Source organism: Caballeronia udeis (assembly GCF_044909315.1).
In the GTDB taxonomy this organism is placed as follows: domain Bacteria; phylum Pseudomonadota; class Gammaproteobacteria; order Burkholderiales; family Burkholderiaceae; genus Caballeronia; species Caballeronia udeis_A.
On record NZ_JBIYEB010000012.1, the window covers coordinates 87,488 to 104,733 of the forward strand.

Annotated in this window: 11 protein-coding genes; 9 read left to right on the plus strand and 2 right to left on the minus strand. The window is 53.2% G+C overall.

What is annotated here, in order from left to right; genetic code table 11:
• Positions 1 to 1,173: 1,173 nt before the first annotated feature.
• The 9 genes from ABH944_RS20240 to ABH944_RS20280 all read left to right on the plus strand — a co-directional run bounded on the left by ABH944_RS20240 (position 1,174) and on the right by ABH944_RS20280 (position 12,268).
• Entirely contained in the window at positions 1,174 to 1,974 is an 801-nt protein-coding gene (locus ABH944_RS20240) for an ABC transporter permease (protein ID WP_404609579.1), read from the plus strand.
• Between the two features lie 14 nt (positions 1,975 to 1,988).
• The gene (locus ABH944_RS20245; RefSeq protein WP_404609578.1) at positions 1,989 to 2,750 is read left to right on the plus strand and encodes an ABC transporter ATP-binding protein; all 762 of its coding nucleotides are present in this window, start codon (positions 1,989 to 1,991) and stop codon (positions 2,748 to 2,750) included.
• Complete coding sequence (locus ABH944_RS20250) at positions 2,743 to 4,410, plus strand: FkbM family methyltransferase (protein WP_404609577.1); 1,668 nt, start codon at positions 2,743 to 2,745, stop codon at positions 4,408 to 4,410. Before ABH944_RS20245 ends, ABH944_RS20250 begins: the two co-directional genes overlap by 8 nt.
• A 4-nt stretch (positions 4,411 to 4,414) precedes the next feature.
• Positions 4,415 to 5,038 carry an acetyltransferase gene (locus ABH944_RS20255; protein ID WP_404609576.1) on the plus strand — a complete coding sequence of 208 codons (624 nt, stop codon included), beginning with the start codon at positions 4,415 to 4,417 and terminating at the stop codon, positions 5,036 to 5,038.
• A 72-nt stretch (positions 5,039 to 5,110) separates the two neighbouring features.
• Positions 5,111 to 6,217, plus strand: coding sequence for a DegT/DnrJ/EryC1/StrS family aminotransferase (locus ABH944_RS20260; protein ID WP_404609575.1), 1,107 nt, complete (start codon positions 5,111 to 5,113; stop codon positions 6,215 to 6,217).
• Entirely contained in the window at positions 6,214 to 7,251 is a 1,038-nt protein-coding gene (locus tag ABH944_RS20265) for a glycosyltransferase family 4 protein (protein WP_404609574.1), read from the plus strand. Before ABH944_RS20260 ends, ABH944_RS20265 begins: the two co-directional genes overlap by 4 nt.
• The gene (locus ABH944_RS20270) at positions 7,248 to 8,297 is read left to right on the plus strand and encodes a glycosyltransferase family 4 protein (RefSeq protein ID WP_404609573.1); all 1,050 of its coding nucleotides are present in this window, start codon (positions 7,248 to 7,250) and stop codon (positions 8,295 to 8,297) included. Before ABH944_RS20265 ends, ABH944_RS20270 begins: the two co-directional genes overlap by 4 nt.
• The gene (locus ABH944_RS20275) at positions 8,294 to 9,598 is read left to right on the plus strand and encodes a glycosyltransferase family 4 protein (RefSeq protein ID WP_404609572.1); all 1,305 of its coding nucleotides are present in this window, start codon (positions 8,294 to 8,296) and stop codon (positions 9,596 to 9,598) included. Before ABH944_RS20270 ends, ABH944_RS20275 begins: the two co-directional genes overlap by 4 nt.
• A 372-nt stretch (positions 9,599 to 9,970) precedes the next feature.
• On the plus strand, positions 9,971 to 12,268 hold the full coding sequence (locus tag ABH944_RS20280) for a DUF7024 domain-containing protein (RefSeq protein ID WP_404609571.1): 2,298 nt from the start codon (positions 9,971 to 9,973) through the stop codon (positions 12,266 to 12,268).
• Positions 12,269 to 12,488: 220 nt separating this feature from the next.
• Here the strand turns inward: ABH944_RS20280 and ABH944_RS20285 are convergent, their stop codons facing one another.
• Together ABH944_RS20285 and ABH944_RS20290 are read right to left on the minus strand one after the other, a co-directional pair.
• A complete protein-coding gene (locus ABH944_RS20285; protein WP_404609570.1) occupies positions 12,489 to 14,567 on the minus strand; it encodes a hypothetical protein in 2,079 nt (692 codons plus the stop codon).
• A 376-nt stretch (positions 14,568 to 14,943) separates the two neighbouring features.
• A complete protein-coding gene (locus tag ABH944_RS20290) occupies positions 14,944 to 17,229 on the minus strand; it encodes a DUF7024 domain-containing protein (RefSeq protein ID WP_404609569.1) in 2,286 nt (761 codons plus the stop codon).
• Between the last annotated feature and the right edge of the window lie 17 nt (positions 17,230 to 17,246).

Consider the following 17,246-nt stretch of genomic DNA (forward strand, 5'->3'; position numbering starts at 1 on the left):
AAGTACATACAGTCGGCAAATCCAGGTACCCTCGTGGCGTGAAGAAAATTTAATAACTTTGTTGGGGCGTGCTCTACGAATACACAATTACAACATGTAAGAAAACTGATCTAACGAAGCACTATGTAGGAAAGTGCCTAAGAGGTGCCGTAACATTTTGTATCCCCCGATTACTTAGGCCACCGCGCAACCACTTCCTACACCGATCGGAGAGCAAACAATGCGCCACTCTCGGGCATGAGCGACCTAACATGCGAAGCACTGACGAGGATGTTTCCTGAGCCGGGGTTCCGGACGCTACTTTCCTCTGGCAAAACAAAATTGATCTTTGGTTAAATTTCCGTCGTATCAAAAAAATTGTTAATGCGTGAAAAGTTCTGTAAGCAATATTATGTATCTGCTGAATTCGATCTGTTGCAAGAAGATGGTGCCGTGCTATATCACTTCCTGACGTTTTGTAAAGATAGCTGAAATTGCCCACGACTGCAAAATTTTTTTTAAAGATGTATTGATTAAATGTTTCAGATTATTTCGATGACAGAAGTGATCGGAGTAGCTGCTTGTATCGCGTTCTTCCCTCGTAATTAATCCTGAATAAACCGAAGTTTCAGCTCGGGGAACAAATGAGCGCTTTATAGGGTCTGTACTGATCTCAGTACGAGCACTGCGGGAAATACAAGCAAGCAAAGACTACTGCTGCAATGAAAATCGGCTTGATGAGGTAAATTTTCTGAAATCTTGATCATTTCAATCCGACGCACGGTGTGAAGAATAAATGCGGGAGGTAATCCGCTGGCTGAGCCGATTTGCGTTGCAGGGATCTCCAGGTTCAGCCCGTCCGGAGTGAGGGCCGTTACAAGTTGTAGGTAATTGTCAACCAAATGGCTGAGATTTTTATCGATTTCGAGTGTCTGGCGACATCTATCCTTAGGGCCTGACGCAGCGTGTTGATCCGTTGGGCAATCGCGCGCCGCATCAAGTCCTTCATGGAAATTTCGTCTGATGCGCGCAAGATCTGCCGATTTGCGCTGCCCAGGTCGTAGCTAGCCGATCGTGGCTACTGATCGAAGGGTTCGTATTGCGATACCAATGCACAGTTCGTCAACAAAGTAGGTGGACCGCAACCCCGTCCCCGTCTAAAATCGTGGAACTTTTTTCGAGAATTTGCTTTATATGCGCAAGAGCCCCACTGTAAGCGCGTTGTCGGATATCGCGGCAGCGACGCGACGTTATTCGCTGGTCGGAATGCTAGGCTGGCAGGATGTTCGCCAGCGTTATCGGCGCTCCGCCCTTGGGCCACTCTGGCTGACCATCAGCATGGGGGTGATGATCGGCACGATCGGCATCGTGTTCGGCACCATCTTCAAATCCCCGATGACGGAATTCCTGCCGTTCATTGCGATCGGTATTATCTTGTGGGGTTTTATCTCGACGGTTATTACAGAGGGTTGTACTGGTTTCATTGCCGCTGAAGGGATTATCAAGCAGTTGCCCATTCCGTTGTTCGTTCACATCCTTCGAATGATCTGGCGGAATATATTAATTCTTGGGCATAACATTGTCATCTTTCCCATTATCTTGCTGGCAGTCGGGAAGCCTCTGTATTGGACAGCTTTTCTCGCCATTCCGGGTTTTTTGTTATTACTGGTTAATCTGACCTGGATCGCGTTGATTCTCGCTCTCCTTTGCGCACGATATCGCGATCTTGCGCAAATTGTCGGAAGCGTTCTCCAAGTGGTGTTTTATTTGACACCGATTATGTGGATGCCAAAAAATCTACCTAAGGCGGCGGGCCTGTATTTACTCGACTTGAATCCGGTATATCACCTGTTGGAAATTGTTCGTGCCCCGCTGCTGGGCGATTTTCCTACAACGATAAATTGGGTCGTTGCCTGTGCGATGGCTTTGGTGGGTTGGCTAATCGCAATTGCGCTTTACGGGCGTTATAAGCGGCGCATCGCTTACTGGCTGTAACCAAGACGGAAACTATGGCATTTATCGAATTTGAGAACGTGTGCGTTGATTTTGCAATTTACAACGCAAATGGCAGGTCGCTGAAGAAAAGACTGATGCAGGTCGCGACAGGAGGGCAAATCGGGGCAGACAAGGATGGCCGCGTCGTGGTTCGTGCGCTCGAGGGTTTGAGTTTCACCTTGCATGACGGTGACCGTGTAGGCCTGCTCGGTCATAATGGCGCCGGCAAGAGTACATTGTTGCGGCTGCTCGGCGGCGTGTACGAGCCATCATCTGGAAGTGCCCGTATCGAGGGCGAAATCGGTTCGTTGATCGATATTTCACTAGGCACTGATCCCGAAGCGACTGGTCGTGAAAACATTTTCATGCGTGGAGCGTTGTTGGGCATGCCGCGTGCGCACATCAAGAAGCAGATCGACGAGATAATTGATTTCTCCGAGTTAGGAGATTTCGTCGATATGCCGATGCGTACATATTCGACCGGCATGCACTTGCGATTGGCGTTTGCCGTGTCGACCATTGTGCGTCCCGAAATTTTGCTGATGGACGAATGGCTGTCAGTCGGCGACGAGGGTTTCAAGCACAAGGCGGAGCAGCGCATGACGGAATTGGTCAAGGCAACCAACATCCTGGTGATCGCATCGCATTCGCGAGAGCTCATCACGCACACGTGCAATCGCGTGATCTGGCTAGAGCACGGCAAAGTCAAAATGGATGGTGATCCGCAAACTATCCTGGATGCTTACTTTGGCGTGGAGGCGAAAGTAAATGGCTGAAACCCATCGCCCAGCTCAGGTGGGGAAACCGTCCTTGCTGAAACGCATAGGCAGAAGAATTGCTCAAATTGCTTACAGAATGGCTCTTCCGGTTCTTCGACCGCTCGCATTTCGGACCCGGCGTTATTTGATTCAAGGTTTCCAGGACGAGTTAAACCGTTCTCTTGTTTCAACGCAGCGCATACGGGATGACTTTGTTAGCGTGCGGGGTGACCTTGTTAACCTGAAAGACGTGGTTCATAGCGTGCGCGCCGAGCTGTTACACGAGATTCGCCATACGCACGCGCTAGGACTCGAAGTGCTCCAGAAGACGGCAGCGAGCGTGCAAACTGAGGTCCTGAGCAACGCGCACCATTGGCACGTCACCGAGCGACAGGAAGCACAAGTTTCGTTTTCCGATCTACATCAGGCGATTCAATTTGCGCGTGAGTCGGTGCGGGACGATGTGTTACGCACCGCCTTGACCACGGCTGCTGACCTCCGCGAAGCCTTCAACGATAAAACGTCCAAAGAGCAGTTAGAAGCGCATGCCCTTCAATTGAAAGCGCAGGCGCATAAGTTGGAAGCGTATGCCCAGCAATCGGAGGCTCGCGCCCATCAACTGGAAGCTCACGCTCTGCTATCAGAGGCTCGTGTTCATCAGTTGGAAGCGTGCGCTGAGGAATCTGAAGCTCGTGCTCGTCAGTTGGAAACTTACGCTCAGGAATCAGAGGCGCGCGCCCGTCAGTTAGAAGTTTATGAACAGCTAGCGATAGATCACACTCATCAATTGGAAGGGTACGCTCAGCAGCTGGAAGCTCACACAGCAAGTACGTTCATTCGCTTGGACCGTATCGAGCATCTCGGGCATATCGCCGCACGGCGCACAGCGGTGCACGGCGAGAATGGAGTTGTGCTTGTCAAGACAGCGGTAGGCTATGTGCTTTGTGCTGACTCCGACCATGCAGTGCTCGCTTGCCTGTTGGAGACTGGCGAACTTGAGTTCGGAACTCGGGTATTGATTGAGCGCTTTCTGAAGCCTGGCGACGTCTTCGTCGACGTAGGTGCGCATCTGGGCCTTATGTCGCTCGCGGCAGCGCGGGCCTTGCGAGGCGAAGGCCGAATCTTTGCCTTCGAACCGTTCCCGCAGACTCGTAACCTTTTGGAGCGGTCATTCTGGATCAATGGGCTGAACCATATGATTCAGATTGGCTCCGCCGCAGTTTCGAATGTAAGCGGCGAGACCACCCTCTTCCTCGGTGCGAATAGCGGGCACCATTCCATCTTTTCGCTCGACTTGCCCGAAGGTTATTCAGCCAGGCAAATCACCATTCCAACCGTTACGCTGGACGAAGCGCTGCCTCCGGGCCAGAAAGTTTCGCTGATAAAGATTGATGCGGAAGGTGCTGAGTTGCATGTCATTCAAGGTGCCAGAGCGCTTGAAGCGAATAATCCTGATATGGCGTACATCGTCGAATTTGGTCCGTCCCACCTGAAGCGGGTGGGTCATTCAATCGAGCAATGGCTCGCTGCGTTCACTGATCTCGGTTTGACTTATAAGGCGATCGGTCTCGAAACTGGCGAGTTAGAAGATATCTCCATTGATCAATTGGCGGCTGCGGAAAGCGTCAACCTGTTCTTCGCGCGTCCCGGCTCCAGCGCCTGGGCCAGACTGGACTGATCCTATGGAAAAAGGAATCGTTGTAGTAGGGGCGGGTGGGCACGCGAAAGTGTGTATAGAAAGCTTGCGGGCCATGGGTAAGCAAGTGGATTACTGCATAGGGGAAGCGAGCGATTGCGAACTGTGTGTGGGCGTGCCTATTTTGGCTGGTGATGAAAACCTGAAGCGCCTGCGCGATGAAGGTTATGAAATGGCTTTTATCGCAATTGGATCGAACCGGCTGAGAGGGCGGTTGGGGGGGCTCGCGATGGATATGGGATATCAGCTAACCAATGCCATACACCCCAGCGCCGTCGTCTCTCCATCTGTCAGGTTGGGAGCAGGCGTCGCAGTCATGGCAGGAGCGGTCATTAATGCGGAGGCGTCGATCGGCGCTCTTTCGATCGTGAATACCGGTGCGACTGTCGATCACGATTGCGCAATTGGCGAGGGGGTGCATATAGCACCCCAATGCGGATTGGCGGGCAATGTCAAAGTCGGCGATCTGAGTTTCTTGGGAGTAGGGACCCGGGTGATTCCAGGGATTCATATCGGTACTAATGTCACGGTCGGTGCAGGTGCGGTCGTGATATCCGATATAGACCATGGAAGGACCGTTGTCGGTGTTCCAGCTCGATTGATAAAATAGTGCATAAATCGGCCAGGCCGTATCTGTGCGGCCAAGCTAATAGGTTACAAGTTAAAAGTTACGAGGGTGACCATGGATCGGATTTCTGTCGCGCAACCAGTGCTGAATGGCAACGAGCGCAAATATGTGTTGGACTGTCTGGACACGAATTGGATTTCGTCTGTCGGCAAATATATAGGTGCTTTCGAAGAGACGTTTGCCACGTTCTGCGGCGTCAAACACGCAATTGCGACGAACAACGGCACGACTGCGCTTCACCTCGCGCTTGTCGCGCTCGACTTGCAGCCGGGTGATGAGGTGATTATTCCGACCGTTACCTACATTGCTACCGCAAATGCTGTGCGATATTGCGGTGCCACGCCGGTACTAGTCGACGTTCAGGCAGACACAATGAATATCGATCCGGCAGAGATCGAACGTAAAATCACTGCGAAGACCAAGGGTATTATTCCCGTGCACCTTTATGGACATCCGGCAGAGATGGAAGCCATAAACGGGATCGCTCGCAAGCATGGCTTGTGGGTGGTCGAAGACGCGGCGGAAGCGCACGGTGCGGAAGTTTCAGGTCGCAAAGTCGGTTCCATGGGCACGTGTGCGACGTTCAGCTTTTTTGGCAACAAGATTGTCACGACTGGCGAAGGCGGCATGGTGACAACTAACGACGACGCGCTGGCGCAAAAGCTCCGCCTTTTCCGCGGCCAGGGAATGGACCTTGCCCGGCGTTACTGGTTTCCGGTAGTTGGGTACAACTACCGCATGACGAATATCCAGGCGGCCATTGGTCTTGCGCAGATGGAAACGATCGAGAAGTCATTGGCCGATCGTGCGCTGTTGGCGAGTTGGTACGCGGAAGCGTTGGCGGAACTCGCAGATCAGATCATCTTGCCGAAGGGCTCAGCCTGGATCAAGCAGGTCCACTGGATGTACAACATTTTCCTGCGTGAAGGTGATGCTGCGCGCCGCGATGCCGTTATGCGAAACCTCGACCAGGTGGGTATTGAAACGCGCCCGGTCTTTTACCCGATGCACATCCTTCCGCCATATAAAGAGGATAACGTGTATCCGGTCGCCGATTTGTGGGCGGCACGCGGCATTAATTTGCCGACTCATCAGGCTCTGACGAAACAGGACGTAGAACGCGTTGCTGCGAGCCTTAAAAAGGCGCTCCTCGAAGCATGAAAATCGCATTGGTTTCGACGTTTGTACCATTCATCTATGGCGGTGCCAGAAACATCGTTGAATGGTTACAAGCCATGTTGGAAAAGGAAGGGCATCAGGTCGAGCGGATCTATTTGCCGCAAATCGATGTGCCCGATCTGCTTTTTCAGCAAATGGCAGCGTTGCGGTGGGTGGACGTGTCGTCAGCAGATCGCGTGATCTGCTTTCGCCCGCAGGCGCATCTGATTCAACATCCGCACAAGATCCTTTGGTTTATTCATCATATCCGTTCGTTTTACGATCTTTGGGATAACCCGCTCTACCGTGGATGTCCGGATGACGAAAAGCACCGGGGTCTTCGCGCTGCACTGCACGAGGCAGACACTGCGGCCTTGCGCGAAGCAAAGCATATCTTCACGAATTCGCGAGTGGTCACGGAGCGATTGAAGCACTTCAATGGTGTGGACAGCGAAATTCTCTATCCGCCGGTGTTTGAATCGGAGCGATACCACTGCCGCGAATACAACGACGAGATTGTTTGCATCTGCCGGCTGGAGCATCACAAGCGCCAGCACTTGCTGGTTGACGCAATGGAGTTCACGAAGACGCCGGTCCGTTTGCGTTTGTGCGGGTCAAGTTCCAGTGACGGATATCCGAACGAACTGAAGCGCCGCATGGCTGAGCTTGGTGTCGAAGATCGTGTGACTTTGGACTATCGGTGGATTACCGAGGACGAGAAAGTCGAGTATTTTGCTGACTGTCTTGCGACGGCTTATCTGCCGGAGGACGAAGACTCGTATGGCTATCCTAGCGTGGAGGCGAGTCATGCCTCCAAGGCCATCATTACGGTGACCGATTCAGGCGGTGTCCTTGAACTCGTCCAGGACGGCGTCAACGGCTTTATTGCGGAGCCGACAGCACAAAGTCTGGCGATGGCGATGGACAAGCTCTATCTGGATAGGGCACTGGCTGCGACGATGGGCGCCAACGCACTCAAGCGCCTGGACGAAATCCATATTTCCTGGTCCCATGTCTTGAAAAGGCTGCTGGCGTGAAGGTACTCATCGTAAACAATATGGCGCCGTTCGTTTGGGGTGGCGCCGAAGAACTTGCAGCCAATCTGCAAAAGAACCTGATCATCGCCGGGCACGACTCGGAAATTTTGCGGATTCCCTTTCAATGGGAGCCCGCAACACGGATACCGTCTCAGATGATGATGGTCCGTGCTTTCGAACTCTGGAACGTCGATCACGTGATCGCGTTGAAATTTCCTGCCTTTTACATTCGTCATCCTAATAAGACGCTTTGGCTGATACATCAATATCGCCAAGCATATGACCTGTTTGATGCCGGGCACACGAATCTTCCCCCAGGACAAACTGGAGAGGATTTGCGCGCCTTGATTCGCAATGCCGACAACGAGACATTGACTGAAAGCAAGCGCCTGTTTTGCATTTCGGAAGTGACTCGGCAGCGCCTCAAAAAATACAATGGCTTCGATGCCCAAGTGCTGATTCCACCGATCAATGATCCCGCGTTGTTCACGGGCAATGTCACTGATCGCTCGAACGGTGACTACATTTTTGCCGCTGGCCGGGTGAATGGCATGAAGCGCCAGCATTTGCTACTCGAAGCAATGCGTCAAGCCAGTTCGAAAGTGAAACTGCTCATTGCGGGTCCCCCGGATAGTGAAGCTGATGGCGATCGCCTGCGGGAAATGATTGCGCGGATGGGATTGTCCGATCGTGTGAAGCTGGATCTTCGGTTCCTCCCGCGCCAGACCTATGCGGATTACCTGAACAATGCCGCGGCCGTCGCGTACCTGCCGTTTGATGAAGACTCGCTCAGCTATGTAGCAACTGAAGCGGCAACGGCAGGCAAGGCGCTGATCACGACCAACGACAGTGGTGGCGTGCTTGGTGTGGCCAAGCATCGCGAAACGGGGTGGGTGGCAGAGCCGGCCGCGTCGTCGCTGGCGGATGCGTTGAGTGCAGTCTATGCCGACATGGCGGTAACGCGTAAATACGGCGCGGCGGCACGTGAGCTGTGGAACAGCTTCGGCATCAATTGGCCCAATACAGTGGAGACGTTGCTGCGATGAAGGTGCTTATTTTCACTCCGGTCATCAAGGCGTCGGCAATTGGTCGCATGGCATGCCTCGTCACGCAAGCACTTGGCTCACAAGGGCATGACGTTGCCATCGTTCGAACCGAAAGCAGGGTGTTGCGAGAGAACCCTGCCAATACCGCTCTCCGCGATTTTGGAACAGACGTCATTCGTTGGGACGATGAGCAGGGTGTGTTGAATGCCGCGGCTACCGCTGACCTGATCGTTTATCAAGTAGGGGACAACTATCCGTTTCATGAGGGGTGCCTTACGTGGTTGCCGAAACTTCCAGGCGTGGTGTGTCTTCACGATTTTTTCCTAGGTCATATTTTTTACGAATGGGCGCAACGCGATTTGGCGCATGCAGGTGTGTTGCTTCGACAGTTGTATGGCAGTGATGTCGCGAACAGATTTTTCAAGTTCCCGAATAATTCGGCGTTTATTGAGGGAACAAGGGATATAGCGCCCATGAGTGAGTGGATTGCGTCTCAAGCGCTGGGTGTGATTACGCACAGCCGCTGGGGAACGCCTCGTGTGGCCGCCGCTTGCGACGGGCCGGTACGTGTCGTGCCGCTGGCTTACGATGCTCCGGGCATCCCTTTATCGACGGCGAGTCAAGTGACCAAGTACCCCGGGCGCTTGAATCTGCTCACGATTGGCTATATCAATCGCAACAAACGGGCGGATCAGGTGATTCGTGCGATTGCCTCAAGTCCGATGTTGCGCGCGAACGTGGTGTATAGGTTGGTGGGCCATATCAATCCGGAGATGGTGCTGGAGCTGTCTCGCTTGGCGAATTCACTGCGCGTGAACCTGCTTATTTCCGGCGAGGTTGATGATGAGACGCTTGCGCATGCCGTTGCCGCTGCCGACGCGATGAGCTGTTTGCGCTGGCCTAGCCTTGAGGGAGGCTCTGCTTCGGCAATCGAATCCATGTTGTATCGCAAGCCTACGATGGTGACGGATACAGGGTTTTACGCTGAGATCCCGAATGATTGCGTCGTGAAGATCGCGCATGGGGACGAGGTCGCCAATATCCGTTCTGCTCTTGAGCAGCTTTGTTCCGAACCGGAGCGGCGGGAGCAGCTTGGTGAGCGCGCCTATAGTTGGGCGAAGGTGACGTATTCGGCGGACACCTATGCGCGACAGCTTGTGGACATGAGTCGCCTGAGCCAGATGGCTCGACCAGTGGCTAACGCCAAGGCTTACTTCGTTCAACAGATGAAACGTTGGGGAGCGACTGAAGAATTGCTTCGCGATGAGGGGATTGTGTCTTCGTTAGCGGTGATGGGGTAGGGACGCTCGTTTCAACGGAGCTAATATTCGTGGATGTGTGCACTGTGATTATTGTTGTTCGGGGTGTACTCGACGGATTTTGAAGGAAGTTCCTTTTCGCTCCATGCGCTCGGTCTCTACCCTAATAGGAATGAACAAAAATGCACAGCTCCGTGCCAGATAACTGTACTTCGACAACGAGGGTGACAGTAAGCAGGAAAATTCACCCTGGGAAGGCCCATGTCGGCCTGTGGGTTCGCGATTTTTGATCGCGTTATTCTGCGCAGCCTGCGTGGGCCGTACGTGAGTCGGCGTTGGTTCGCTTAGCGTGTCGACCTTGAGCCCCAAGATGGGCGTTTGAAACCCTGAGAAAAAGCTGATCCACCATCACTAATGACAATCGACGTCGATTTCCAGAAAAAAAATAATTCCGTTGTTTTTGAAAATACAACGCTCACTCAGCATCTTTTGTCAGACTGGAAATGGGTTCTCATAGGGGCATTTTTTTCGTTCGAAGCTGCAAGCGTGATTATGCTTGGGTGGCCCGCCGGAATAGTTCCTGACATTCGACTTCCTTACGTTTTTGCGGGAGATGGGCTTTTAATCCAATGGCTGGCTCAACGTGCGATCGAAGGATGGGTGTTTACTAACCCACGAAGTGGCTTCCCTTTTGGATCAAGTTTATATGACTACCCTAACTCGGACTCCGGCAGCTTAGTAATATTAAAGGTTATTGGCGCTTTAACACATTCTGGGTTCTCGTCGGTAGACCTGTACTTGCTTCTCAGTTTTCCTGCTGCGTTTGTCGTGGCTTTTATTGTATTTCGGTCATTCGGAATCAAAAAGAGCTACTCGGCAATGTCCGCCATTTTATTTACTTTTGCGCCATTTCATTTTTCAAGGCTATTTTACGGGCATGATTTTTATACCTGGTATTTTGGGATACCGCTTTTCTTTTTTTATGGGAAAAATCTCTTTTTTCTCGGAAAAACGCACTGGGATTTAAACAAGCCAGGACGATACATCCCGTTTATATGCGTTGCGGCCATACTGAGTTCGTTTGGAGTGTACTACGCTTTTTTTGGCATGATAGTGCTGGTTATATGTGGGCTGATGGCCACTTCCAGGAATCGTAGCTTTCGTCCTCTGATAAACGCAGTTCTCTTTTGCTGTGCAATCGGAGCCGGCGTTCTCATAAATCTTCTCCCCAACATCGGTGACAGATTCGTACACGGGAAGAACCCGGAGGTCGCGACTCGCTATGCTTTCGAGAGCGAAATGTATGCACTTAAAACCATGCATCTGCTATTGCCTCAGCCTGATCATCGTATCGCCGCGCTTGCTTCGTTCACGAAAACGTACGATGGGACTTTCCCCCTATCGAACACCACGTCTTCTTTGGGGATTGTCGGCACGGTAGGTTTTTTTGCGATCATATTGGCCGCAGGTGCAGCTTTATCAGGAAGAAGCGTTAACCCCAAGCTAGGTCTTACGTCTGTCGTAGTGCTTTCCTTGCTACTGATATCGACGGTTGGCGGATTCAACGTTCTCTTTGCGATCTTCGTCACTCCACTAATCCGTGGCTGGGACAGAATCAGCATCTTTATAGAATTTGGCGCGGTACTCGCCTTCGCATTACTAATTAATGGATCGACCCGGGTCAATGGAAATTCAGGAAAATCCACGCTGCGACCGGCCATCGTTGCGGGATGCATCACGATCATTGGCTTGTGGGATCAGACGCCCGCAACGTACCGTCCTATGGTCGATGCCGCATTTCAGGCGGCCTTGATAGACAAAACATTTGTTGAGCAGATCGAAGCTACGATGCCGCCGGGATCGGCAATCTACCAACTTCCTTACATCGCATTCCCTGAGTCTGCCCCGGTGGTCCAACTGGGTGTTTATCAACCGGGCACTGCGTTCTTTAATTCGGAGAAGTTGCGTTGGAGTTTCGGCGGCATGGCGGGTCGCGAAGGTGATCTGTTCTATCGTGCTCTGTCCAAAGAAAGTCCTGAGAAGCAACTGGAGGTCATCGAGAAGCTGGGCTTCTCGGGCATCTACATTGACCGACGAGGCTATAGTGACCGTGGTGAGTCAATCATCGCCAGATTCACGGGTCTGCTGGGATCCGGTCCAGCGCTTGTGAGGTCCGACGGCGTTGTCGTTTTCTTCAAGCTGCCAAACCATGCCGCACTACCTGACGAGGGGATGACTGCGGAGCAGTTAATGTCTAGGGCCGGTTATGCGGTAGATCGATTTGGTATCCGATCGAATGCAACTCTGGCCGACGGGATAGATTTTTCTGCCGCCGCCCAGATCCCGAATTTCGTGGCCGGATTGCAGGGGCTGTCCGTCGCGGAACAGCAAGGGCGATGGTCGGATGCAAATCTTGCACGCTCGGTTGTGATCAGCTTCACGAAGCCACTTCCCGATCACTTTATCCTTGAGTTGTCAGGCGTCCCATTTGGCCCAAACACGGGAAAGAAACTCAAGCTGATTGTTGGCTCCGTCGAAAAGGAAATAGATATGCCTGCTCCGTTTGATGCGCATGTTCCAATCGACTTGAAGGGCGAGAAGGTTACTTCCTTGGAGTTGATTCCGCCAATGCCGACATCGCCCGGAGAACTCGGCATGGGTCCAGACGCTCGTTTGCTAGGCGTCGCGTTAAAGACTTTGAAGATTAAGTGAGAGTAGGGTGAGATGTATGTGTTCAGCCCGAGCCACTTTGGCTATTCGTTCATCGGGCGATTTGCCCTGGATCCGCTCTTCGACTTTGTACGACGCACCGACACGCTGCAGTGCTTCGTTGTTTAGCGCGTCGGCATTTCAAAATGGCAGGCCAGATCGACGCAGCCTCAGGCCAGGAGGTCGCGACCGCCGGTGAATGGCGGTGCATGCGACCGCGCGGTTATGGTTTGGGCGCCAAGTTGATCTGATCGACAAAAAGCGAAAGTCCGTAGAAATCGATCGCGGGGGGAGAGTCAATCTCGATCATATTCCCCCCGGACTTCAGTACGCCCATCGGTATCGTCGCGCGCAGATCACTAGCGCCATTCCATTCCACCGGAATAGCGACGCCGTTCACAGAAATCCCGATCTTCCCCTCGACACCTTCTCGATGTCCTACGGTCTGGATGCCCAGTTCATAGTCCTTGGCGATTGGTCGCAGGTTGAATATCAACGACGACTGCTGAAGGCTGGTCCATGCGGCAGAGGTCTGTCTGAATGGAGTGTAAATCCACTCTGGATTTCTCCAGCCTGCTCCAGGACTCGAGTCGTCGGGGACATCCCACCGGTGACCGAAATCCCAGTGATAGGACGCGGACGGCGTCTTGTTCCCAAACAGATCCAATTGCACGGGCCAGTTACTCGCGTTTAACGTTGCTTCATGGCCGGACAGGGACACATTGTCCAGGTCATGCACATCGATCGGCACTCGAGCGACGATCACATCGGACTTTGAAATCACGATATCGGGATTTTGCTTTGTGAGCGGAACACCGGGCCCCGACACCGGGCTCGCCGACCTGAAGATCCAGCTGTCGGGGGTTTCGATGCAGGTGCCCTGACGGCCCAGGCCATCGCGAACTTCCCAGATGTTTTGCGGCGTAAGGCAAACCATAGCAGTTACGACCGGCTTGCCAGTGAGATACGTGAGCGCGCTGGGCATCAGTTCATCGAGCATCCAGGTACCGTTGAGTCGCTGTGAATCGTCCAGAACGACGACAGTCTTGCCTGGCTGAAACCCTTTGATTTGAGAAACGATCGATCGCAAAACGGTGCGTTGACTTTCGTACAACCGGTTATAAGCATCGAATTGATACAACTGCTGCACGGTCCCCAAGACGAGCAAGATGACGCTCACCGCGGCAGTGACCAGTGACTGAAAACGGTCGATGAGAATCAGGAGCGCGAGAAAGATCAGGACAGCCCCTGGCTCGGCAAACATGAATGTCCGTTGCGTCGTGGAAAGATGTGCAATGGAAACCAGGAAAGGGCTGTAGCCTAGCGCTAGCGCTATCGCGCCAATCGCCAGGGTGCGGACGACCAGGCTGTTCTGTTGCACCTTGAGGGTTCGAGACATCGCGAGAAGGACGATGAACACCACGGCGACGAACGCAATGTATCCCGGATGCGTAACGTCGTGGACGAGAATCCGCAGAGCATCGACCCAACTGCCAAGCAATGCGCGAACAAAGCCGTGTGAGAACAGCATAGGCAGGTTGGACTCGACGGCCGCAAGCGCATGGTGCTCGTCGCCGGTCAACGATTGCTGATAGGTGACTGTCGCAGTCAGCAATACCTTCGCGATGTATGCCAGGCATACGAGACACCCCAAAAGCCATGCGGATGTTACGCCGATTCGGCGGTACATTATCGTGAGAGTGGTCGAGATGCCATGCCGGGCGTAGAGAACCAGGAACGGGAGTGGAGCGAGGACCAGAGTTACCTCATACATCCAAGACCCAACGAAAATACAGAGCGCAGCACCAATAGCCAGTAATACCCGGCGAGAGCGATGCTCAGCAGCATATGCCGCAATCAGCAAAGCGGCTGAAAGCAAAATCAGCCCGACCGAGAGTCCAATATTCAGCGCTCGGAATGCCATCTGCATGGTGTCGGCTGGCCAAACCATGAGCAGCATTCCAGCGACTATCGCCAGTCTTCGAGATCCGGTGAGGTATAGGGCGAGCCACGTCATCGACGCGCCTTTTATCAACAGCGAGAGAGCCAGTTCAACGTGCCAGAACCACCATGAATTCGGGTCCACTGAGAAAGCGATCGCCCATGGTGTCGTCATGAACGGCCGCATCTGATGTGAAGGCATCAAGCTGTCCGCGCCGGCAATGAAGAATGCTCCGTGCTGGACATAAAGCCACAGCAACCCCCACTCCTCGATCAACCCACCCATGTGGAATCCGTAGGGAAACCACAGGAGCAAAATAACCGCCAGGGACGGGAGGAGAATAAACGACACCTTCTTCATTGCGTTGTGCCTCGATAAATTGAGGCGCAAGTGTAAACCACGGATGATTGTAAATCTCCGCGTTCCCGACTCTCCTGAGTGCGTTTCGCGTCGATTGAAGGTCCGTATGGTGTGCACATGTGCGACTGCACGCTTGTATGCGTCGACATCGGCGGTATCGTGCTTAATACCCGGAACGACCGGGCGTTCTCATGGAAGGCTTCGGGGTCGTTCGGGTTTAGGGTAGGCACTGAGCGAATCCTCATTCCACTCTGCCTGCGTGTCAACAACCTGTTGATTGAAGAACGCAGTGATACGAAAGATCGAAGGCGGTGTTCCGGTGTCAGGCGCCGCTGTCACGTTGATAGTACCAACGCAAAACATCTCAACCGTTTGGTTATGGCGCCGTTTCAATCCATAGCTGTTCCATGCCGAGCCCTAGTCTACGATCGTCGGAACTCGTCCCCAGGTCCTTCGGCGAGATAGCTTGCGCGGGTGTAATTGTGATCAGATCTGCACCCTTCGGATTGCTAAACGACAGCGCTTGGTCGGTCGGAGCAGCACTTGGCATAAAGGATTGCACCTCGTTTCCCACAGCTACCCGCGTCGGCTTACCAACATTCGGACCAAACCCTTGCGCCCGCAGATGCAAAACGAAATGTGCAGGGAGCGGATCAGTGAATCGCAATCGAACAGAGGGATCAAGGGACGCGTCCGACCAACGTCCCCAAGGTTCGACGCCGGACAAGCCGTCGAGTTGCTTCAGGAAATCTGGAAGACCCGGGCGCGAAAAATTTATCCCGTCCGACAAAGCTGCATGGTACTTCACGCCCGAATTGTCGACGACGAGGTTCGCGTGCTCCATCATCTGATCGGGTGTGATCCCAGCCGGCAGCGCACAGGCTGGGTGCTGACCATCAACGAGATTAAAGAACACCTGCTGCTTTGTTCCACTTACGAGGGCTGCCGGTCTCCCCAAGATCTGCTGCAACTGCGCTTCGACCGCAGCGCCGCCATCGGTATACCCACGTCGATCGAGATACACACCGCTAAAACAAAGCTTGCGGGCAGTGGCGATCTGTTGCTCCATCGGTTCGCTGGCCATTTCGCGGAAGAACAGATCACCTGGGCGCCCCTTCATCGTCCCCCAACTCCACCCTAGCGCTTTTGAGTGGAGATAACCGCTAGCCAGGTCGTACGTCCCAAGGTTGTTGACGGGTGGCACCTCCGGGAATCCGACGTATGGAAGCTGGTAAATCGTGCTGCCCTTGGGGACTTGCTTTTCGATATCTGCTACGAAACGAGCATCGCTGTTGAAATCGGTGCTGGATGACTGCAGACACGACACACAGCTAGGGGTTGTTTGGTCCCAGTAAGCAAATGCACACAGTCCGAGGGCCGTAAGCGTTGTCCAGCGTGCCGCGTTGCGTTTCGCCCAGTCTCGAGCGAGGAGTTGCTCAAGCATCAGTAGTGACGCAGCAATCGACGTAAACGCAATAAAAACACTTACCCTGTTCCACGCCCGAATCATCGGCGTAATCAAGACCGCGAAAAGCGAAGAAAACCCGCCAATCGAACAAAACAACAGCAGCGCCAGGGTTACGGAAGCCAAGAGAAAGATCCTCTCGTCCTGTTGCGCTCGTGGTGCAAAAATACTTAGCAAAAGCGCAACAAAGCCGATACTTCCAATGAATCCGAGCGATGCTGTCATGTTCTCGTTGACCAACGGGAACGTCGCCGAGTATTTCGTCGTCACTTTAGCCAATGGCTCAAAACGATGCCCGATACGGGGGAGAAGAAGTTGGACGGTCTTCAAGCCATAGATTTCGGCTTCGATCGGTGATCTTGCTGCCGTTTCATGATTGGCACCATGCTGAACACGATCAATCAAGTTCGGTGTGACGTTCGCGACAATGCCGAACGCCACAATGACGATGGCTAACACTGCGCCGTAGATGCTCGCTAGTGAACGCATGCGGAGGTATCGCATCATTCCAGCGACGATAAAGGTGAGTACGCCGAAAAATGAGTAATAGACACCAAAGCATGACAGCACCAAAAGCAACAGCGCGTGTTTGATGTGCGCTACCGGCCTGCCTGATTTCTCCGTTCTAAGCGCGTATTCGCCTCGATATATTTTGAATGCATACCAGACAAAAATCGGGGCGGCAAAATACCAGGTGTAAAAAAGATGGCCGACCCGTTCGAAATGGAATGGCAGGATCGTGAAGACAAAGCCGCCCGCGAAACTCAACGCCATTGAGACGCGAAGCTTTCTCAGAACCAAATACGCGCTGAGCGCGTTGATTGGAAAACCGAGAAGGTAGTAGAGATTGAGCGCGACAGCAGGGCTGCCGGACATCAGTCCCAGCCATTTGAGGACGAAAAGACTTCCGGAGTCTGGAATGGGATAGTCGTACAGGTAAGACCCAAACGGGGCTCCCATCAAGTCGGAATGGAAGAGCCACGTCCCGTCCATTACGCGCTTGATCAGAGCGAGGATCAGCATACCGTCGCCGTTGTAGGCCAATGGATCGTTGAGATTGAAGCCTGTGCCTCCAATCAGGAACCATCCCATCAGCGTAGCCAGGACAACCAGTGCGGCCGGCACGCCCCATTTCAATGCGGGGCGGGTGCTTTCCAGTCTGGTCTCTACGAACGGCTTGGCGAAGATGTCTGTCACGAGGTAAACGCTCTTTT

What these genes read in the sequence shown, in the direction of transcription:
- ABH944_RS20240 (WP_404609579.1), top strand. Translation starts at nt 1,174, where the DNA reads ATGCGCAAGAGCCCCACTGTAAGCGCGTTGTCGGATATCGCGGCAGCG.
- ABH944_RS20275 (WP_404609572.1), top strand. Translation starts at nt 8,294, where the DNA reads ATGAAGGTGCTTATTTTCACTCCGGTCATCAAGGCGTCGGCAATTGGT.
- ABH944_RS20245 (WP_404609578.1), top strand. Translation starts at nt 1,989, where the DNA reads ATGGCATTTATCGAATTTGAGAACGTGTGCGTTGATTTTGCAATTTAC.
- ABH944_RS20260 (WP_404609575.1), top strand. Translation starts at nt 5,111, where the DNA reads ATGGATCGGATTTCTGTCGCGCAACCAGTGCTGAATGGCAACGAGCGC.
- ABH944_RS20280 (WP_404609571.1), top strand. Translation starts at nt 9,971, where the DNA reads ATGACAATCGACGTCGATTTCCAGAAAAAAAATAATTCCGTTGTTTTT.
- ABH944_RS20285 (WP_404609570.1), bottom strand. Translation starts at nt 14,567, where the DNA reads ATGAAGAAGGTGTCGTTTATTCTCCTCCCGTCCCTGGCGGTTATTTTG.
- ABH944_RS20250 (WP_404609577.1), top strand. Translation starts at nt 2,743, where the DNA reads ATGGCTGAAACCCATCGCCCAGCTCAGGTGGGGAAACCGTCCTTGCTG.
- ABH944_RS20255 (WP_404609576.1), top strand. Translation starts at nt 4,415, where the DNA reads ATGGAAAAAGGAATCGTTGTAGTAGGGGCGGGTGGGCACGCGAAAGTG.
- ABH944_RS20265 (WP_404609574.1), top strand. Translation starts at nt 6,214, where the DNA reads ATGAAAATCGCATTGGTTTCGACGTTTGTACCATTCATCTATGGCGGT.